Raw genomic sequence first — 21,055 nt, 5'->3', positions numbered from 1 at the left:
CGATTCTAAAATAAGATGAATTAGCCGCTGAAATATCAAGTCCTTCGTTCCAGATCTTGCAATATGATTATCGAACGTTTTTTAATAAACGTATTTTCTATGAAATTTCCGAATACAATATCTGGTATCAGTAATTTTTGGTCAACCCCAACAGATGACCTGCTAAACCAGCTGGAAACAACTCCGGAAGGTCTAAAGGAGCAAGACGTCTTAATGAGAAGGAAAAAATATGGTGTCAATTCCTTTAAATCTACAGGGAAACAAAGTACTGTATTGCTCTTTCTAAATCAATTTAAAAGCCCCATAACGGTGATATTACTGATTGCCGCAGCCTTGTCTTTTTATCTGGCAGACCGAACAGATGCGCTCATTATATTTGCTATCGTCTGTTTCAGCAGTGCACTAGGCTTTTGGCAGGAAAGAGCTGCGGGCAATGCCGTAGCCCAATTATTGGCCTTGGTGCGTATAACAACAACCGTACGCCGAGACGGCAAAAGTATTGAGCTACCCATTGAGGAAATCGTGCCGGGTGATATCGTGTCGCTTCGGGCAGGCGATGTGATACCAGGTGACGCTGCTATACTGACATCAAATGAGCTTTTTATAGATGAGGCCGCTTTTACAGGGGAGACATTTCCGGCGGAGAAACAAGCGGGTGTTTTACCCGCGGACACAGCGCTTGCGAAACGGAGCAATGCCGTATTTATGGGCAGTCATGTGATCAGTGGAACGGCGACAATACTTATTGTCGGAACAGGTATTCATACCGAGTTTGGTCATATAAGTCAACGTCTCCAAAATCGCATTCCAGAGACGGAGTTTGAAGCTGGTATACGGCATTTTGGCTATCTTCTGATGCAGATAACCCTGGTCATGGTTATCTTGATCTTCGGGGTCAATGTATCGCTGCATAAACCTGTACTGGATTCCCTCCTGTTTACGCTAGCCATAGCCGTGGGCCTGACACCCCAATTACTTCCGGCCATTATTACGGTAAATCTCTCGCAGGGCGCCCGTAGAATGGCACAAAAAAAGGTTATTGTCAAAAGGCTCAATTCGATAGAAAATTTTGGATGTATTGATATTCTATGCTCTGACAAAACAGGGACATTGACTGAGGGAAATGTAAAAGTCAATCAGGGCCTTGATATTCATGGAACTGAAAATACCAATGTATTATCGCTGGCCAAAACCAATGCATGCCTGCAACAAGGATTCCGAAATCCCATTGATGAAGCCATATCGGCTCTCGAACTAAAGGACTATACCGAAAGACAGCGCCTAGATGAAATCCCCTATGATTTTATCCGAAAACGCTTAACACTATTGGTTTCCGGAGATGATGGGCCGCTTATGGTCACCAAGGGCGCTGTGAATCAGGTAACACAGATCTGCAGCCAGGTTGAGGATGTAGCGGGAAAACTTTCTCCAATGGCGGCATCAGAAAGCCAAATCCAACAGACCTATAAAGATCTCAGCGCGAAGGGTTACAGAACCTTAGGTGTCGCCTATAGAAAATGGGCTAATAATGGGCCTATTCATAAAAACGATGAAAAAGATATGATATTCGCAGGTTTTATCACCCTGTTTGATCCGCCGAAAGAGGGAATAGCTGAAACGATAAAGTCATTAAATAAACTCGGTATCCAGTTAAAAGTTATTACTGGAGACAATGCCCTTATCGCCCAGAATATGGGCATCCAGATCGGTATGAAAGAGGTTGTGATCATCACGGGACCACAACTCGCAAAAATGAGTGAGAACGCCCTTTTACATCAGGTACTAAGGACAGATATCTTTGCCGAGGTAGAGCCCAATCACAAAGAGCGAATTATTCTTGCTTTGAAAAAGGCCGGCAAAGTACTTGGATATATGGGCGATGGTATCAATGACGCTTCTGCGCTCCATGCTGCTGATGTCGGTATATCGGTGAATACAGCAGTTGATGTCGCTAAAGAAGCGGCAGATATCGTCTTGCTTAGCCAAGATCTGAATGTACTTATTGAGGGGATCAAAGAGGGGCGCCGGACTTTTGCCAATACGCAGAAATATATTTTTATGGCTACTAGTGCCAATTTCGGAAATATGTTCAGTATGGCGGGAGCATCTATCTTTCTTTCATTTTTGCCTTTATTGCCCAAACAGATCTTACTCACCAATTTATTGACAGACCTACCATCAATGGCTATAGCTACAGATACTGTCGATGTAGAATGGACTCAAAAACCTCGCAAATGGGATATCGGTTTCATTAAACGTTTTATGTTTTTCTTTGGGATATTGAGCTCTATATTTGATTATATTACTTTTGCTGTATTATTGTTTTACTTTCATGCGACGGAAAAAGAGTTTCAAACGGGCTGGTTCATTGAATCTGTCGTTTCTGCTACCCTCATCGTTCTGGTCGTCCGCACACGGCAGTCATTTATTATAAGCAGGCCCGGAAAATACTTGCTTTTGGCGACGCTGTTTATCGCTGTCTTGGCATTATTCCTTCCCATTCTTCCTTTTGCTGCAACAATGTTTGGTTTTATTATACTACCACTTAGAATCTATTTAGCGATGCTTGGTATTGTAGTCATATATATATTATCGGCAGAGCTGATGAAACGTTGGTTTTATAAACATTTCGCCTGATTAAACTAGTATATCGCTTTCCTTTTTTAGCTATTTTTTTGATGGTTATCGCCCAATTCAGTTCATGTTAAAAAGAAATGAAAAAATTACTACTAATTATACAAAAGAAAACGCTCATTATACAACATACATAACACTGAAAACAAGAACTTTACACTGGATCAATAATAACATTGTTCCTAAAAATTAAACCAGATGAAGACGAATGAAGAATTGCAAAAAGACGTACAAAAGGCAATACAATGGGAGCCTTTATTGCACGCTGCGGAAATCGGTGTTACAGCAAAAAATGGCGTTGTTTCCCTGACAGGAATTGTAGATAATTACTCAAAAAAGCTGGAGGCTGAAAATGCGGCAAAGAAAGTTATTGGCGTAAAAGCCCTTGTAGAAAATATTGATGTGAGATTTCCGAATAATTGGTCAAAGACTGATGAGGAAGTGGCAGACGAAGTGCTCAGCGCCTTAAAAGATAATTGGTCGGTACCGAAGGACAAGGTCACTGTCAAACTTGAAGACGGCTGGGTTACTTTGGAAGGTGAGTTGCCCTGGGATTACCAGCGTAAAGGAGCCCAAATAGCAGCAAGCCATCTAACTGGCGTGAAAGGCGTGACGAACAACATAACGGTCAAATCAGATATCCATAATGCCATAGAGAAAAAAGATATTGAACAGGCCTTAAACAGAAGTTCTATTGATGACAGCGATATCAAAGTTTCAGTATCAGGGACAACAGTGACATTGGACGGGACTGCCAATTCGTGGTATCAGAAAGATGAAGCTGGAGATATCGCCTGGAAAACACCAGGGATCTGGCATGTCAAAAATAATCTGGTCGTTGACAATTATTCCAGTTTAGAAGAATAAGAAAACTTTAGATTCTAAGCCCTATCAGAAATATCAAAATTAAACGCAATAACTGCATTCAAGTTTCCCTTGACACCATTATAATAGGACCATATACGTAATTTTGATGTTTAAGCAAATCTGATCGTTAGTATAAAATTCACAAACAAGATAAAACAATGAAAAAGTTAGATAAGCGGGTAGCTATAATAACCGGCGGCTCGGGAAGCATTGGTAAAACAACAGCCAAATTGTTCTTGGAACAGGGGGCTTATGTTATGCTTATTGATCTTAATGAGGAAGCATTAAAAACAACAGTACTTGAACTTGGCAGTGAAAATGTAAAATATGTCGTAGCGGATGTTTCCGTAGCAGCTCAAGTTGAAGCATATGTCAATGAAACAGTAAGAGCGTTTGGAGAGATTGATGTCTTTTTTAACAATGCCGGGATTGAGGGTGTCGTAAATTCCATTGAAGATTATCCAGAAAATATTTTCGATAGAGTGATATCTGTAAATGTAAAGGGAGTATGGTTGGGCAATAAATATGTATTGCCCAAGATGAAAGATGGATCAAGCATCATCTTGACCTCGTCTGTCGCTGGCATAGTGGGGTTTGCTAACTTAAGTGCCTACGTCACCAGCAAACATGCTGTTGTTGGAATTATGAGAGCCACCGCCATTGAGGCCGCACCGCGCAAAATAAGAGTAAATACAATTCATCCGTCTCCAGTTAACAATCGGATGATGCGCTCTATAGAAGAAGGTGCTTCCACAGGCCACGGCGAGGAAGTCAAAAAAGCATTTGAAGCTTCTATTCCTTTTGGACGCTATGCAGAACCAATTGAAATCGCAAAATTAGCGTTGTTTCTTGCCTGTGACGACAGTCAATTCATTACTGGGACAACGCAGGTTATCGATGGGGGTATGACAGTACAATAATTATTAAACAATAAGTACGCCCCCACCCAACCTAACCTCTTTGTACTCCTATAATATCCAACTCGCTGGCTAACGAATATCGCTACGCGTGTTACCCAGTTAAACGCTCATCAGCTTAAACTCTTTGATACGGGCCGCCGCAATCTGAATTCTGTGGAGAGGCTAGGCTCAGTTACTGCGATTACTACAGACAAAACGGGGACACATATAGTATAGATCATATCATTATTGATGCGGATTATCAGCCGATGTTTGCTCGGGCTCCATCCAGATTCTGTTTATTCTTTGCAAAGGAATAAGCTGAAATGAACCAAAAGAAAACTCCGCTACAAAGTATAATCGTGCCATAAAATGATAAAGTAAATGAAATATTTATACAGATAAATATAGAATTAGCTAGCTTCAAGTTCGGTAGATAAGGTTGCACGTTCTCAACTATAATTAGTAGCTTTATTTTAAATTACTTAATAGTGCATTTCGACAATCCACTATTTTATAGATGAATAGCATTTATAACATAAACAAATGGTAAAATCTATTTTAACAATAACCCTGAATCCATCCGTAGACAAGAGTACCAGCGTACAGCATATCGTTCTGGAAAAGAAATTGCGCTATGAAAAACCTGTATACGAACTTGGTGGCGGAGGAATTAACGTATCTCGGGCCTTGAAAAGACTAGGTTTGGCTTCAACTGCTCTTTTTACCTCCGGGGGAAAGACAGGAAACATGCTCGAAAATTTATTAAAGCTGGAAGATATTGATATAGACCCTATTCGGGTGAATGGCGAGACCCGCGAAAAATTTATCGTGATTGACAGCGCAACGAATCAGCAATATCGGTTCGGATTCCAGGTGTCTAATTTTCCAAAGATCAGGAGACTCTCAACCAATATTTCCCTTCGATGCTGTTGATGCACTTTTCAAAAAAATAGGTTCTGCAATATTAGTTACACATTCGCATTCAGGACCAAATTGGATATTACTCTCTCAAAGTGCTGGTCAGATTTTTTTTCCAATTCCAGAAGGCCGCAATTCTAAAATGTCAGCTTTTAATATGGATACGCTGATCAGACTAAAATATGTACATAAATATGTCGATTAAGATAAAGAATCGCTGAGCAACAAAAAGTATATTAGCAAAATAGACAGGGAGTTATTCATCAGTAAAGAAAGCGCATATCAAACACCCAATTGCCTTATTAAAGAGATTTCAAAAAAACTTTGGGTTGGGCAAAAAGAAAAATGCGACCAACTTTTTTTTTACTGAAATGCTCTTATTCTCAATTGCCTATCGAGAAGTATTTTTGGATATAACAAAAATTTCTCCGAAGATGCATACACCTCTCATCAACGACTTTAAAGCTCTTTAGGTTATTTGAGATAATGGCTGTTCATTTCTTAGAAAATGTTGTTCAAATCCTAATTTCAATGTAGCGATTTATTGTTGTGCTATTGCTTTATGATCTCTCCTACAGCTTCTACAGTTTGTCCAATTTCTGCTATCGTAAAACGCCCTAAGCTAAATCGCAGCACAAGGTAAATAATCTTCGCCTAGGACGCTGCTCGACTGCACGAAGCGGTGAGCAGGAAAAGTTGGCCAGGAAATCGAGTGAGGTGTCTGATTTCAGATAGTAACGAAAATGATAAACATTAGTTAACATTGGAATATACCATGATTGTATGATGGATATGGCAAAACAAAAAAATAGCTGAAACCAAAATGAATGGCCAGCGTTTAAATGGTAAATTAAAATAAAATGAATTTCCCATAAGACAGATTCCTGTTAACCAAATGGCTGGAGTCAGTGCAGGAGCTGAAAAGCCGACAATGCCTTTACTCCAAATGCTTTCAGGAAACCAAATCAATATCGCCCACGAACAAACATATAGCAACACTCCTACTACATAAATGTAGAAACCAATCTTTTGCCGCAAGTTGCTTACGGAAAAAGATGTAATAAATGCAAATAAAAAGATAGTCAGCCTAGAAATATTCTCTACATATATTAAACAAGGAGGAATACCTTTTGAAAACAAATCGGGTTGATAATTTCTCGGCAAACGACTAGTCAAAAGAATGTTCCAAAGCAATATCGGTAAAAATAAGATAAAACAATTGGAGAAATATCTCTTATTCAAATATAAACATTATGAATTAATTTTGGTTTTCTTCTGTGGCCTAATCTACGATCAATTTCCTACGTGCTCATCGAGGCAGAAGCCACTTGATGTGTAACTGCGGTATTTAACTAGACAGTGTAGTTGTCGCGAAAAAAGAACTAGCAATAAAATCATAAAACGAATTTATAAAATTTTCACAAGAAAACTATTTCAAGTTAGAATACTAAGTGGTATCTAACAATCAGTCTCCCCCTAATAACTCCCTCATTTCAAAGTGAAGATGTTTGTAACGGATAAGAGTTCATATAAATAAACTGTTAAAAAGATAAAAATAGCGCTTAAATGCAATAATAGAAAGTGCTTTTGGAATAATGATTTTTTTAAACACAATCAGATGCTTTCATCCTTTTGGAGCCGCATCTCCACCAACTGTCAAAATCATAATCTCATCTGGAGATACTCCAAGTTGTCGCTGTACCGAAAGGGTGTTGGGAACGTTACTTGCATGGGGAACGAAAGAACCCGTATGACAACCTACAGGGAGCACCTCGATCTTATCACCTGCAATGCCATCTCTATCGTACATTTGCTTTACCCAATTGGAGGTGTCCAAGATAAGCGGAGCCGGGAATTGCTGCTGAACGGGAAAGCAGGAGATCGAGCAGGATGAAAGGAAATGGAACGAAAAAGCATAAATATCCAAATGCATGCTCCAATGTCCTTAAACTTTATTTCTTGGCTGGGTAAAATTTATTTACCGATATCGCTGTTTTCCATCTATTGTGATAATTGATACAGCGTATAACCTATTTCTTTATATTTTTTCGACAAAATCTTATGAAATGTTACTACTTAGTTTATGTTCTTATTTTCTTAAATGCATTTCCAAAATTTTTAATAATATCCGTAATGATCATCGCTTCCTTTGATTGCGTTTTTAAAGTAATATCCGTAGCCAAACCATGAATAAATACGCCTACACATGCTGCAATGAGTGGTGTATATCCTTGCGCTAGAAATGCCGTGATGAGGCCTGTCAGTGCGTCTCCCGACCCTCCTTTGGCTAGGCCGCTATTGCCTGTTGTATTGTAAAATATATCTTCTGGTGAAACAATGGTGGTATGATGGCCTTTCAAAACAATAATGATATCGTATTCTTTTGATTTCTCCATGGCCTTGTTTATTCGCTCATCGTTATGCTGATGGTCACCAAATAACCGATCAAACTATCCAATATGAGGAGTAATGATCGTCTGGAGGAATTTTATACAATAGCTTTTTATTACTTGCTATCATATTCAGCGCATTAGCATCTAATAATAAAGGTTGCTTGAACTGTGTCAACGCCAGTAAAAGCAGTTCTTCAGAGGCTTGATCTATACCCAAGCCAGGATCTATTCCGACTGCTGAAAACCGTTCTACATTAGGGGGATTTTCCTCTCGCATTATAACCACAGCTTCAGGAACGCCCAATTGTAAAATTGCTCTTTCATCAGTAGGAACGCTAACCGTTACTAACCCAACTCCTGCCCTTACTGCTGCTTTAGCCTAAGTAACAGCGCATCCTATACATCCTTTTTTTATCGCGATCTTGTCTTTTGGTAATAACCGTGCTCCTCGCAAAGCAGTCAACACCTTGTTTGCGATTTCAGAATCGGTCTTTGCCCAATTACTTGGAAATTGTACTTTAATATTTTCAACCAATGCCCGCACACCATGGATTCTTTTTGATGCATTTTCAGCTTCCAGCTTTTTTGCATAACTGTCAACGTGATCAGAGAGGGAACAACTCCATCTTCACCTGTAACTACGATTTCAGCAAAACGCAACTGGGGCTCCCATTTGATCGCCCACTCCACATCGTTCTTCAATTCTGTGTCTGTTTTCATTAGCTTAAGATTTGCGATACAACTTGATTATTCCCTCGAAATAAAGTTCCTATTAATAAGACAACTTAAGTTATACAATTAGCATAATTTGTTGTATAATTAGAAGGTAGTTTGATCGATATTTAGAGGTCTTCGAGGTTTTAGGGGCATAAATAGAACGCTAGAACATCACTTATTTGTACCTAGAAAAGAAAGCACTGTCTATAAAAGGTCCATTTTCATCATTCATCTTCTTTGTACGATACAAAAGAAACTTCCCGGAAGGCAGAATCTCTGCATAGGGGGCTCTCAGATCTGTAGTACTTTGAAGCATAATCAATTTATTCCCTCTCGGCCATGCTTTATAGGCATCAATCATTGGTTCCCTACCTTGGCCGATGTCATACCAGTCGTTAATGGTAAAATACTCCTGTCCGCGTTCATGATGGATCGATAGATGCCTTTTATTTTTTCTGTCGAACCAATTGCCTTTGATACGTTGAATTCCTGTCTCATGATTGCTTTTGGTACGCTGAGCACTACAATTGCTGTGAGCGAAAAAATACGCATAACAGAAAATTAAAACACATAACTTGATCTTTATCATAATCTTATTCATTTAATTACTATTAACTGTATTAACTGATATATCCTGAAATATTGAAGCAATACCAACCTTCCGTTCATAAAAATACAAAACAAAAAGGTCTGCTGAAAGTTCAATCCAAAGAGAATACTTAACTCGCTAGGGCTCCAAAGAATCCAATAAATGTGCTAAATCGGAATCTTAAAAAAGCGCGAATAGACATTCAACACGTATTGACAATACAACAATTACACATTAAATTTGGGGAAAGGATTATGAACCTCGGTAATTTACATCTAATTGTAGTAAAAAGTGTTGCTGAATGAGTTGTATATTACCACGATGAGTATGCTTAGAATTTTTAATCACCACATTTCTTTACGAAAAAGCACTTATGATGCAATATAAAGACATTGCAGAAAAAATAATTGATCTGAAAAATGCAGACTTAGCATTAAGGGATAAGCTTATTAATGAGGGTAAACTAGGCGATGGATATAATGAAGAAATGAAGATCTTACACAATAAAAATGCTCAGATTTTAGACAAAATCATGAACATCATCGGTTATCCTACAGCAGAAAAAGTAGGAAAAGAAGCTAGCGACGCCACCTGGTTAATTATACAGCACTCAATTGAACAACCAGAATTCATGAAGAGAAGTGCCGAACTATTGAAGACAGCTGTAAAAAATAATAAAGCCGATCCTAGAAATTTAGCTTATCTAACAGACCGAATAGCTGTATTTCAAGATCAGCCACAACGTTACGGGACTCAGTTTGATTGGGACGAAAACGGAAATCTAAGTCCTCATACAGTAGATGATGCGATCAAAGTAAATAAACGACGAAAGTCAATCGGCCTAAACACGCTTGAAGAGCAAACTGAAGTGATAAGGATACAGGCACTGCGTGAAAAGCAGTCTCCACCTACAGACTTAGAAAAGAGAAAACGAGAAATGGAAGAGTGGAAGAAAAGTGTGGGATGGACAAAATAAATAAAGGGATGCTATTAAAAACTTATTCAGATCTTAAAATTCCTAATATACATCGCCGATTAAGCGAAAAGTCAAGTTGATACGAGCTTTCATTTTTTGCGTGGATTTTGCGACGCGATGTTCCCAAGTTTCCTGCAAATCGCCTTTCATCAGCAAAAGGGAACCATTATTTAACAACAAGGAATACTTTTTACTATGATCGTCAACCTTCCTAAAATCAAAAAACCGCGCCTGTCCCAGACTTATCGATCCAACTACAGGCCTATCTCCCAGTTCGCTATCTCTGTCACGGTGCCAGGCCACCGAATCACTGTTGTCGCGATATAAATTAATCAATACAGAATTGAATCGATAATTGAAGCGCTGTTCGATCTTTTCCTTCAACGCTTCCAAATGTTCAAGCCATTGATTTACAGCGATCGCTTTTCCAGCGAGCTGGTAACTTGTATTTTCATCATCATACCAAGCCGTTAACCTAGGAGTCAATACTGTTCGATCGTACATTGTCTTCGATGTCTGCTGCCAACTGACCTCCTTGAGCAGTAGATGAAACAAATCATCAGCTTCTTTTTGTGTAAGAAAATCCGCTTCAAAGTCTAAGAGCTCTTCCGAAAAATTATATCCTTCGTTTTCAAATAAACTAAGCTGATCCATGTTCCAATTATTTAAAGGTATATCAATGGGTCCATTCTCTTTCAGAGAAGAACAATTGAGCCTGCACAAGGTTTGTCGGTTATAATAGTGGCGGTTAAGTGTACATTTTAAAAGGAGTTGCAATCAGCTTCTCACCGATTGCAACACATAGAAAACACTTAGATAGATATTTGATAAAACAGATGATCCCGTAGTAGCGGGGATTAGCTTGCGGATCGGCTTAAGGTTGCCCGCCTCCTCCAGCAGCTCCATAAATCTGTCCATTAGCGTAACTGGCATCTGATGCGGCAAGCTGAACATAGATCGATGCTAGTTCCGCCGGTTGTCCGGGTCTTCCCATGGGCGTGTCACCTCCAAAATTCACAAGCTTTTCTTGTGTCGCACCGCCACTTACTTGTAGCGGTGTCCAAATAGGTCCCGGAGCTACGCCATTCACGCGAATACCCTTAGGTCCTAGCTGTTTCGCCAGAGACCGTATATAGTTTGTTGTAGCAGCTTTTGTCTGCGCGTAATCGTAAAGATCTTCCGATGGATCTGTCGCCTGTACTGAGGTTGTTCCTATAATAACTGAACCGGGCTTCAAATGCGGTAGAGCAGCTTTAATAAGCCAAAATGGGGCATAGATATTAGTCTTCATGGTCGCATCAAATTCTTCGGTCGTAATATCCAATATGGAAGGTTTTGTCTGCTGTCGCGCAGCGTTATTGACCAAAATATCCAAACCACCCAACTGCTGAGTCGCCTCTTCTATCAGACGCGTACAGAACTTTTCTTCCCGAAGATCACCCGGAATTGCCACCGCCTTTCGCCCTGCAGCTTTAATTAATGCGACAACATCTTTGGCATCAACCTCCTCATCCGGTAGATAATTAATAGCAACATCGGCTCCCTCGCGTGCATAGGCGATTGCGGCAGCTCGCCCCATTCCAGAATCGCCGCCGGTAATTAAGGCTTTTCGTCCATTCAACCTCCCACTTCCTTTATATGATTCTTCGCCATGGTCGGGTCTTGGATTCATTTTACTACTCAATCCGGGCCAGGACTGGAGTTGCTTTTGAAAAGGCGGTTTAGGATATTTGTCGTTTGGATTCTGTAAATTAGCATTTCCACCTTGTTGAGCTTCAGCTGGCCGCCATCCTCCCACCAGTCCTAAAGCTAATACACTAGTTCCTATTGTTCCCAGAGCCTTGCGTCTATCCATTTTTGTTGAATTTTCCATTTTCTCTATAAATTTTTAATGATCGACTCAGTGTCGTGTGAGCAAATTTTTTAAAAATTAACAGCGATCACAGTACTTTCGTTCGATCATAGCTGATGGATGCGTTAATTCACGCATAAATCGGTCACAAAAAGTAGAAACACGTTGGTCCATTGAAAAATGTAATCTACGTAGAGATGAAATTTCACGTATAAAGCGGCATTTATAGCGTAGTTAATCAATCAACAATTGTCTAATATGCAGTGTCCTACAAATAAAATACGTGTAACATGAACAGAAAAAAAATAACGCACGATCAGCATCAAGGTATGCCTATCATTGCATTTGCGATCATCTCACAACAGGATCCTGATCAAGATCTTTTTGAAAATGAATCCGATGAAGATCCAGAAATCCCAGAAGAGGATGATCTCGGTATTCAAGAAGAAATTGATTTTGAGGATGAAAGTGAATTTGACGATGAAACCATCGCCGGAGAAGATGATCTGGATATCCAAGAAGAAATTGATTTTGAGGATGAGAGTGAATTTGACGATGAAACCATCCCCGAAGAAGATGATCTGGATATCCAAGAAGAAAGTGGCTTTGACGATGAAACTATCGCCAAAAATGAAAAGGCAAATGATGCAGAAGATCTGCCCCTTCAACCGCCAACAGAGCCATCAGATGTAGAGCAAAGAACCATTTAACAATCAACGTGTGGGACACTATAGCAAACGGATTGATGTAATTAATAATCCGTTTGTTCCTAGTGATCAAATCAAAGGAGGACGCCCAATGTATCAGAGAAAATGCTGAAAACAAACCATCAATTGGTCAGTCAATGGTTATTAGACCTTAAATTATTTTTATCTTCAGCTCGTTCCAAGAACGTGAAAACAGTGGAATGAAAGTACGTAATACGCAGTGACTGGTCTATCTCGCCTCATAAACTATATTGAAGTAAATACTATGAGCCTCATGCCCTAAGTTTGGTATTTCTTCACTTAACTTGAAAGTCTCTTTAAGATTACCCTTCTCAGTCTTTCCTCGTTTTGATCCCCCCAGTAACCCAGCGCGGAAATTACAGGAATCAAACTTATCCCGAAATCGGTAAGCGAATATTCAACTTTCGGCGGAACGACAGGATATATTTTCTTGGTGATAAGCTCATGATCCTCCAGTTCTTTTAGCTGGAGGTTAAGGACCCGTCGAGAAGCATCCGGTATTTTACGCAGCAATTCACTGGGTCTTTTATATCCTTGGTTGATAAACCACAGCAAACGGATTTTCCATTTGCCATAAAGCACTTCACCTATCAAGTCAAGGCCACAGTTCAGATTTGGAATTACTTTTCTTTCATACATTTTTCAAAATTAAACGTATGAACCCATTTGTACAATAGGGGAAAAATTTATCCCTATATGATTAGTAAATCCCTACTTGCACAGACTATTTTTATACGCCAATTTTGTCCTGTAAACAAAGCATAAAAAATGGAACAGTTTAAATTCAACAATGAGTTATCCAACAAGATTGCCCTGGTAACTGGGGGTACAAAAGGAACTGGGAGGGCAATTGCAGAAAGACTATTACAGGCCGGAGCAACAGTAATCATTACCGCGAGAAACGCTCCTGAAAAAGAAAATAGTAATCTGCATTACATTACGTCTGATCTGAGCACGGCAGAGGGAACCCAAAAATTAGTGAGCGCGGTGCTTGCAAACTATGGAAGGCTAGACATTCTGATAAACAATCTCGGTGGATCATCTACCCCTGCAGGAGGTTTCGCTGCCCTCAGTGATGAAGATTGGGAATCGACCATACAGACTAACCTTTTGGCACCGATACGTCTCGACAGGAGCTTTTTACCACAGATGATCGAACGCAGAAACGGGGTAATTATTCACATTGCTTCTATTCAAGGCAAATTACCCTTATATGATTCAACGTTACCATACGCAGCGGCAAAAGCTGGATTGAGAAACTATAGCAAAAGCTTATCAAACGAAGTTACGCCCAAAGGCATTCGTGTCCTAACAGTTTCCCCTGGGTGGATCAATACCGCAACATCCGAAGCCTGGTTAGGTGAAATTGCCATAAACTCAAACAGCACTGTAGAGGAAGCGCAACAGGGCGTAATGGATGCATTGGGGGGAATTCCTTTCGGAAGACCTGCTGAACCCGCAGAAGTAGCTGAACTTGTCGGCTTCCTCGTTTCACCAAGAGCTAGCTATCTAACAGGAACTGAATATGTAATTGACGGCGGAACAATACCGACCATTTAGTAATGATCTAACCTCAGTAAAACACAAAGCGAATTTGAGCTTGGCGTTTAAGTTTACGAACATGATTTACGAGTGACTAACGGCAGAACTAAATACCTAAAAAGACAATTTATCACGATGAAATCTGCTTTCTGGGCCTAAGCCATCTCGAATGTGACTAGAGCGTTTCAAACACCGCTTTATCTGCATGCGATATCTAAAGAAATTTAGCAACCCATTTTGCAAATCGATTCAATTAAAGACTTCATTACCGCTGAAAAGCGTAAAACATCCAGCAAGAGTTCGAAACCCTGAGATGAGGTTAGCATAACAAAAAGCCATTATCGAAAACAATAATGGCTTTTTTTGATTTAATTAAACGAAATTCTTAAAGAGTCTCTATTTTAAATCCAGGTAATCTATACCCGCTTTCAGCTTACAAAAAGAGTCAAAATTAATTTACAACTATAGTGCCTTTAACACATCTCACGTAGCTTGGACTAGTACGAAATCCTGTATCAAAGCCGGCCGAAGTCTCACTAAAACTCCATTGAGTGCCATGATTAACTCCATAATAGCTTCTAGAATTTGATGCCCAGTAAAAACCTGAGTTTGAAATAGTAATCGGAGCTTTGGTTCGATTCCACAGCGTACTAGACGCCGTGCTAGCACCATTCCAGTACAAATCTGGAGTCTTTGGCAATATAACAACAGCATTACCATTAGAAATTCGAACGCCCTGCCGACCATTTTCTGTGACCAAACTTTTAGTCGACCCTATGCTTATTGCCTGAAAATCTGCATGACTAGGCGTTCTCCATCCGCCGCCATTTGTCGTTACCTTCGAGCAAGGATCTCCTACAGGATTGTAAGCATATGCCTCTCCGCTCTTAAGGCTTTGCCAACCAAATGCTGTCCCCAATTCTAGATTAGGTGCAAAGGAATAAGCACCATTGATCTCTGACAAGTTTCCTGGTGCCCATTCCAATCCGTTTATTACAGTAGAATTCTTTTTTAGCGTTAGACTTAACTTGTAGGACTTTCCTCTTGTTAACGGAACATTAGGAATAGTCAAGTCTTTTACTTCTCCGCCAACATTAATACCACTGATTTTTATATTTCCAAGACCGTCGGGCGCTGCCAGAAGAAAGGGTGATGATTGTGCATATTGTCTTGTTCCATCAATTGTCATATTGATGGGATAACCTTGTGAAATTAAATCTTCACCTTTATAAGTTAAACTCGCGTCACTCACTTTTAAAGAAAGTCCACTATAATGGGAAGATGCGTTCCAGCTACCAATTGCATTGATGTTTCCAACATTCTTAGAATCTAAACTAACAGTGATTTCGCAAAACAAATGTTCGAACAACACATCAATATAATTGGTCCCGTAATTCAAAACTTTATCTATTCGAGTGTACATCTGATCTAAATTCTGGCCACCGCTTTGTGTCAGTAGCCTACCTACCACAGCCTTATCAAGATCTTCGTTGGAAGGTGGCAAAGCAACCGTATAAAGTTTAGTATTGTTACTCTGAAATATAAAGGTATATTTCTCACCAGCATTAAATTTGTATTCACTGCCAGACGTGGGAGTAGTATCTCCGACTTTGTATCGGTTAAATCCTACATATTTACCATCCTTATCATAGTATGTTACCGAATATAGCGTACCAATTTCTACCGCCGATCGTCCAACTTGAGCAACTAAATTTGTACTTGCTGATTGCGCTTTTGCCATAAGACCGCTAGAAGTTTCCGATAAAACACACTCAATCGAGTATTTATCATCAACATTTACAGAATAACGATTCTCTGCACTGACTGCTTTCGAAGTTGTTGCTTTGGTTGCAATAGCTGAATTAGTATTGAAACTATTGATTTTGGAATCAAAAATTACCTTTACCGCATCGCCCTCATGAATTTGGTTGGAATGTTCCTTTTTACATGAATTCAGCAAAAAACAGAAAACTAATACGCCAGAACCAATAACTATTTTATGTTTAAAATTTCTTTTCATTATATTTAACTTTATTTACCACGTAATTTCCCAGTCTTTATTCTCGCCAGGTTTCCATTCATGTGCTATACCACCGCCAGATCCATCACCTGGTATCACAATAGCTGAACTTGCTGCTAGAGAATTTTCCATTTTAATGTCCATCACCTCTACGCGAGGAGGAACATATTTCTTTTTGACATCTTTCATCTTTTATCAATTTTAATCTTTTGTAATAATTTTGTTTTCATACTTCAAAAAGACTTTGCAATAGCGATTTTTTGAAACTTTTCAAGCATTATTAGACAAATCAAAACAATCCTGTAATCATAAAAAACAAGCGGAAGCGATAAACACCAATTTTAGGTATGGTTATAATTAGTTATCCCCAGAAATTGGTAGTTAAATGTCTACAAGATTTACAAATACCTTGTTTTAAGCACTTTTGAAACTAATCAATAGTCTAAAAGACTTATATTAGAGGTCAAAAAAAATACAATATAACCTATGAAAGAGGTAAAAATGGCAGTGATCTTGGATGATGAAAAACTATTCGCTAACTCCTTCTCACTTTTATTAGAGAAATATAAAATATTTGAACACGTACTTGTGTTTAATCAATTTAACGAGATGATCAATTACCTTATCCAAGAAGAGAGAAAAAACATTCATTTTTTTTTAGACTATTTTTTGGGAGACAATAATGGCGCTAGTGTACTTCAAGATATCAAAAGACTTGCTAAACACCCTCATTTTATTTTTTTATCATCAACCACAAGCCCACATATTATCCACAATATGCTACAGGTTAGACCAAACGGAATTATTAGCAAATCCTGTGAAATATCCTCATTGATTGCATGTATAAAAGCTGTGGAAATAAATGAATTATATATAGAAGAGTCATTGAAAGTTCTACACGATAATGCTCATAAGGATTCGATCGTTTTTTCTCAAAGGGAAATTCAGCTCCTTTATCTTTTTATGAGCGGGCTGAGTATTGCGCAAGCGGCAGAAAAAGCATGTCTGAGTACACATACAATTATAACCTACCGTAAAAAAATGATGGCTAAAGCAAATTGTCATTCTATTGTTCAACTATTAAAAATAGCAAAAGACCATGGCATTATTAACTAAATCATTATCTATATTATTTTTGTTTCTAAACATTACTAATGCTATTGGGCAATTTAATAATGATAATTTCTTAAAACTAATTGAAAATAATAAAGTTGAAAAAAGGGAATACTTGGATAAAATGGACATTTGGGTCGATAAAGAATTCTCGGCAGGCCGTACTTTTTCAAGGGAAGAGTTAACAGAACACTTAAAAACCTATCTCGCCTTGACACAAAAACACAAGGAGTTTTATCTTTATAAAATCAATTATTACATCAAATTAGCCAATAATGCTCAATATGCAAATAGGAATGGTGAGTGCTTTTATTTCCTTGAAAAGGCAGAAAAAGAAATATTTAAGCTATTTAAACAACGCTCATTAATTGTCTCAGCAAGAAAAATAAATGTTTACTTAGAGAATAGAAACTACAAAAAAGTTGTTGATACGTACAGAAAAAATCGGTCCTATCTAAATACCTTACCCCAACTAATCAAAGATAAAGCGTTAAACCTTAATATTTCCATTGAATATATTTCGCTTTTTAACCCAGCCATGGAGGCCTGTGTTGAAATTGGAAATATTAAAGAAGCCGATAGTGTCTTCGCACTCTCCGAAAGAATTTACGCTGAATTGAAACAAAAACTGCCCCAGGATAATTTACAAGCCCAATATGTTAATTTCTATCAAGCACACATCCGATATCAATACAGTTTAAATGGAGTTTTCAAAAAGGATAAAGCACTTCAAGCTTTAAATGAGATGAAACTAGCTGTCAATAGCGAGTTTGTTAATGCAAATGAAATTAATAATGATATCAGAAGCAAATATTATTTATCCAAAGCCAAATATTATTTACGCGTCGGAATTAAAGATTCAACAAATTCCTACCTAGACTCACTTAGAAATGTCCCATTTTTAAATGAAGAACAACATTACGAAGCGAATGCCTTAACAACATTAATAGCTGAGAAAGAAGGAAATTACTACAAGGCTTACAATGAAATGAAAAAAGTTGCAATTTCAAGCGATTCGTTGCGGGCATTACTGGTCGATGATATAGATAAGCTTATTTATGCACATACAGAATCAGAAGTAAATCGCGAATTATTGCGAGTTTCCGAAGAGAAAGAAAATACGCGAAATCTTTGGATTATTTGCCTAATATCGATATTTATCATAGTTGGGACTCTAGTATATATTATCATAAAAAGGAGAGAAAAAGCATCAAAAAAGCGTATTGAAGAGTTAAATACTGAAGTAAACCTCCAGATTTCAATTATGGAAGAACGACTAGCATTTGTGAGAAGAGATGAAAAGAAAAGATTAGCTCAAGATCTGCACGATTCATTTTCCAGTAAAATTGCAAGTGTCAAACAGCGCTTGACAATACTACAAAATGAGAACATGAGCGCCGAACAGATCGAAAATGTTGATGTCCTCATCAATATTTCAAATGAATTGTATGACGAGTCTAGGAAACATAGCCACAATTTGTACACAGAAGATTTTATTAGCGATGACAAAACATACATTGAAAATTTGATGAAAATCATCAAATATGCATTGCCTAAAAATAGATATGAAACAGAGATAAATATTGACCCAGGCGCGCTAGATAAAATCACTCTTGAAATCCGAATTCAACTTATCTATATATTTCAAGAAATATTAACAAATATAATTAAACATGCAAAGGCAAAAAAAATACAGATAGCTATTTATAAAGAAGACAACAAATTGAACATATTAATTGAGGATAATGGAAAGGGGTTCAATGAAAATAAAAAGCTTAAACAAGGTATAGGATTTAAATCTATACAGAATAGGCTGGAAAATATCAACGGTAAACTCACTATATCATCAAATTCAACTAACACGTCTATCTTCATTGAAATTTTGGGGGTATAAAAGCCTCTGGACTTGCAAATAAAAGCGGCAGTCTTAGTTAAGCAGTTTTTTAAGATATTTCTGTTTTTTACTAAATTGTCCGATTGTGAGATTCAGATGAAGATCCAGAAATGCCTGAAGAGGATGATCTGGATATCCAAGAAGAAAGTGATCTCACTCCTCTTTACACATAGATCGGTGTATCGAATCTATGGCTTCACTAGTTTCTAATTTAATGAATAGATACCGTTAATAGACCATTTTTAAAAGCAACTTGTGACATTTTAGGAATAATTCTCAGCAGCTTTCGCTATCAATAATCCTCTTTTATAACGCGTCAAAAATTGATCAAATCCTTCTTTGTCCATTCGATCAGGATACACTATTTGATATTCCTTTTTCTTAAATACATTGTTGGACAGGTAAGCGCTGAGGGTCTCGCCTTCCAACCTATCTTTCGAGTAAGAAGCAAGAAGAGCCATCCCCCACGCCCCACCTTCGCCAGCTGTTGACATTACGGAGATCGGTACATTGAGCACTGCTGCACAGACTTTTTGTACAACATCCGGTGTCTTGAATAAGCCTCCGTGAGCACATATGTGATCAAACGAAAAATTTTCATCATTTGTTAATATATCCATTCCTATCCTGAGCACTGCAAATGCTGAAAAAAGTTGCGTCCGCATAAAGTTTGCAAGATTGAAATTACTTTCGGCTGTACGAATAAATAGTGGGCGTCCCTTTACTATTTCTGTAATATTTTCGGCTGAATAATAACCATAACTCATTAAACCTCCGCAATCCCGATCACCTGACATTGCTTGATTGAATAATACATTGAATAATTCGTCTCTATCTGTTTTCAATCCCATACTTTTACAAAATTCACCGAATATATTAATCCATGCATTAATATCGCTGGAACAATTATTAGCAAGAATAATCCCTATCGTATTTCCTTCAGGTGTTGCCATAATATCTATTTCAGAATAGATGTTACTAAGCTTTTTTTCCAAAACAAATTGTGCAAAAATAGATGTACCCACAGATATGTTTCCTGTACGCTTTTGAATACTGTTTGTCGCAACAATACCCGTTGCGCCGTCTCCTTCCGGAGCACACATTGGAATACCTCCACCTAATAAACCAGACGGATCCAACAATATGGCACCCTGCTCATGCAGATTTCCTGCAGGTTCACCGGCTATCCGAACAACTGGCATGATGTCCAATAATGTCCAAGAGTATTTTCTGTCAGCAATCAAAGTGTCAAACTTATGAATCAACCCCTCATCAAATTGCTTTTTTATTTCATCCACAGGAAACATGCCCGAAGCATCACCTATTCCCAAAACCTTTTCACCGGTCAAAAGCCAATGCACATATCCAGACAATGTTGTGATATAATTGATATCACTGACATGCGGTTCATTATCCAAAATAGCTTGATAGAGATGAGATATACTCCAACGTTGGGGAATCTTACTTTTAAAACTTCGAGTGAGCTGTGAAGATGCTTCTGACGTTGTTGCATTACGCCAAGTGCGGAATGGCACCAGTAATTTTCCAGATTTATTGAGTACAATATAGCCCTGCATCATGGCGGAACATCCAATGGTACCTATTTTCCGTAAAGGAATACCAAATTTACTTTGTACCTCTGTTGAAACTTGTTTAAACGCTTCCTGGATACCGGTAATTATTTCTTTTTCACAGTAGGTCCAAAAACCGTCGATAAGTTTATTCTCCCAATCGTAGATACCGGAACTAATGATTTCAAAATTTTGATCGATTAATACAGCTTTGATCCGAGTTGAACCCAGCTCAATACCGAGAGCAGTGTTGCCCTGTAATATGCTTTCTCTAATGACGCGAGTATTCATAACATAGTAGTTTAATGGTCTTCGACGATATAAATTAGATTAACTGCT

Annotated in this window: 18 protein-coding genes and 2 pseudogenes; 9 read left to right on the top strand and 11 right to left on the bottom strand. The window is 38.3% G+C overall.

Annotation, left to right across the window (positions count from 1 at the left end; all coding sequences use genetic code 11):
- The first annotated feature begins 99 nt into the window (after positions 1–99).
- The 4 genes from mgtA to J2X77_RS14900 all read left to right on the top strand — a co-directional run bounded on the left by mgtA (position 100) and on the right by J2X77_RS14900 (position 5,336).
- The gene (gene mgtA, locus J2X77_RS14915; RefSeq protein ID WP_310081339.1) at positions 100–2,637 is read left to right on the top strand and encodes a magnesium-translocating P-type ATPase; all 2,538 of its coding nucleotides are present in this window, start codon (positions 100–102) and stop codon (positions 2,635–2,637) included.
- A gap of 195 nt (positions 2,638–2,832) precedes the next feature.
- On the top strand, positions 2,833–3,501 hold the full coding sequence (locus J2X77_RS14910) for a BON domain-containing protein (protein WP_209574151.1): 669 nt from the start codon (positions 2,833–2,835) through the stop codon (positions 3,499–3,501).
- A 158-nt stretch (positions 3,502–3,659) separates the two neighbouring features.
- Positions 3,660–4,421: an SDR family NAD(P)-dependent oxidoreductase gene (locus tag J2X77_RS14905; protein ID WP_209574154.1), complete on the top strand. Its 762-nt coding sequence runs from the start codon at positions 3,660–3,662 to the stop codon at positions 4,419–4,421.
- A 525-nt stretch (positions 4,422–4,946) separates the two neighbouring features.
- A complete protein-coding gene (locus J2X77_RS14900; RefSeq protein ID WP_209574157.1) occupies positions 4,947–5,336 on the top strand; it encodes a PfkB family carbohydrate kinase in 390 nt (129 codons plus the stop codon).
- A 1,609-nt stretch (positions 5,337–6,945) separates the two neighbouring features.
- On the opposite strand, the gene J2X77_RS14895 is transcribed toward J2X77_RS14900, so the two are convergent.
- The 5 genes and pseudogenes from J2X77_RS14895 to J2X77_RS14880 all read right to left on the bottom strand — a co-directional run bounded on the left by J2X77_RS14895 (position 6,946) and on the right by J2X77_RS14880 (position 9,020).
- Positions 6,946–7,254, bottom strand: a complete 309-nt coding sequence (locus J2X77_RS14895; RefSeq protein WP_310081337.1) for a hypothetical protein — start codon at positions 7,252–7,254, stop codon at positions 6,946–6,948.
- A 148-nt stretch (positions 7,255–7,402) separates the two neighbouring features.
- A pseudogene (locus J2X77_RS14890) lies at positions 7,403–7,759 on the bottom strand (NAD(P)H-hydrate dehydratase); the annotation flags it as partial.
- A gap of 7 nt (positions 7,760–7,766) precedes the next feature.
- Positions 7,767–8,081 (bottom strand): annotated as a pseudogene (locus J2X77_RS23760) (NAD(P)H-hydrate dehydratase); the annotation flags it as partial.
- A 92-nt stretch (positions 8,082–8,173) separates the two neighbouring features.
- The gene (locus tag J2X77_RS14885; protein ID WP_209574166.1) at positions 8,174–8,434 is read right to left on the bottom strand and encodes a hypothetical protein; all 261 of its coding nucleotides are present in this window, start codon (positions 8,432–8,434) and stop codon (positions 8,174–8,176) included.
- 172 nt (positions 8,435–8,606) lie between these two features.
- Positions 8,607–9,020 carry a hypothetical protein gene (locus J2X77_RS14880; RefSeq protein ID WP_209574169.1) on the bottom strand — a complete coding sequence of 138 codons (414 nt, stop codon included), beginning with the start codon at positions 9,018–9,020 and terminating at the stop codon, positions 8,607–8,609.
- 373 nt (positions 9,021–9,393) lie between these two features.
- Between J2X77_RS14880 and J2X77_RS14875 the strand changes: the two genes are divergently transcribed.
- Entirely contained in the window at positions 9,394–9,996 is a 603-nt protein-coding gene (locus J2X77_RS14875; protein ID WP_209574172.1) for a DUF6624 domain-containing protein, read from the top strand.
- A 42-nt stretch (positions 9,997–10,038) separates the two neighbouring features.
- Here the strand turns inward: J2X77_RS14875 and J2X77_RS14870 are convergent, their stop codons facing one another.
- On the bottom strand, positions 10,039–10,650 hold the full coding sequence (locus tag J2X77_RS14870) for an alpha-ketoglutarate-dependent dioxygenase AlkB (protein WP_209574175.1): 612 nt from the start codon (positions 10,648–10,650) through the stop codon (positions 10,039–10,041).
- Between the two features lie 220 nt (positions 10,651–10,870).
- Complete coding sequence (locus tag J2X77_RS14865; RefSeq protein WP_310081334.1) at positions 10,871–11,869, bottom strand: SDR family oxidoreductase; 999 nt, start codon at positions 11,867–11,869, stop codon at positions 10,871–10,873.
- Positions 11,870–12,138: 269 nt separating this feature from the next.
- On the opposite strand from J2X77_RS14865, the gene J2X77_RS14860 reads away from it, so the two are divergent.
- Positions 12,139–12,558, top strand: coding sequence for a hypothetical protein (locus tag J2X77_RS14860; protein ID WP_209574181.1), 420 nt, complete (start codon positions 12,139–12,141; stop codon positions 12,556–12,558).
- A 297-nt stretch (positions 12,559–12,855) separates the two neighbouring features.
- Here the strand turns inward: J2X77_RS14860 and J2X77_RS14855 are convergent, their stop codons facing one another.
- A complete protein-coding gene (locus J2X77_RS14855) occupies positions 12,856–13,215 on the bottom strand; it encodes a helix-turn-helix domain-containing protein (protein WP_209574184.1) in 360 nt (119 codons plus the stop codon).
- Positions 13,216–13,344: 129 nt separating this feature from the next.
- Here J2X77_RS14855 and J2X77_RS14850 point away from each other — a divergent pair, with 129 nt between their 5' ends.
- Positions 13,345–14,136, top strand: coding sequence for an SDR family oxidoreductase (locus J2X77_RS14850; protein ID WP_209574187.1), 792 nt, complete (start codon positions 13,345–13,347; stop codon positions 14,134–14,136).
- A 433-nt stretch (positions 14,137–14,569) separates the two neighbouring features.
- Here the strand turns inward: J2X77_RS14850 and J2X77_RS14845 are convergent, their stop codons facing one another.
- Positions 14,570–16,078: a hypothetical protein gene (locus J2X77_RS14845; RefSeq protein ID WP_209574190.1), complete on the bottom strand. Its 1,509-nt coding sequence runs from the start codon at positions 16,076–16,078 to the stop codon at positions 14,570–14,572.
- Positions 16,079–16,153: 75 nt separating this feature from the next.
- Positions 16,154–16,327: a hypothetical protein gene (locus tag J2X77_RS14840; RefSeq protein ID WP_209574193.1), complete on the bottom strand. Its 174-nt coding sequence runs from the start codon at positions 16,325–16,327 to the stop codon at positions 16,154–16,156.
- A 297-nt stretch (positions 16,328–16,624) separates the two neighbouring features.
- On the opposite strand from J2X77_RS14840, the gene J2X77_RS14835 reads away from it, so the two are divergent.
- Positions 16,625–17,254 (top strand): response regulator transcription factor, encoded by a 630-nt coding sequence (locus J2X77_RS14835; RefSeq protein WP_209574196.1) that lies wholly within the window; start codon positions 16,625–16,627, stop codon positions 17,252–17,254.
- A complete protein-coding gene (locus J2X77_RS14830; protein ID WP_209574200.1) occupies positions 17,238–19,145 on the top strand; it encodes a sensor histidine kinase in 1,908 nt (635 codons plus the stop codon). Before J2X77_RS14835 ends, J2X77_RS14830 begins: the two co-directional genes overlap by 17 nt.
- A 263-nt stretch (positions 19,146–19,408) precedes the next feature.
- Here J2X77_RS14830 and J2X77_RS14825 read toward each other — a convergent pair whose 3' ends face one another.
- Complete coding sequence (locus tag J2X77_RS14825) at positions 19,409–21,007, bottom strand: xylulokinase (protein WP_209574203.1); 1,599 nt, start codon at positions 21,005–21,007, stop codon at positions 19,409–19,411.
- Positions 21,008–21,055 lie beyond the last annotated feature (48 nt).

This window comes from Sphingobacterium sp. 2149, from assembly GCF_031455655.1.
In the GTDB taxonomy this organism is placed as follows: domain Bacteria; phylum Bacteroidota; class Bacteroidia; order Sphingobacteriales; family Sphingobacteriaceae; genus Sphingobacterium.
This window is presented reverse-complemented; position numbering and strand designations above follow the sequence as displayed.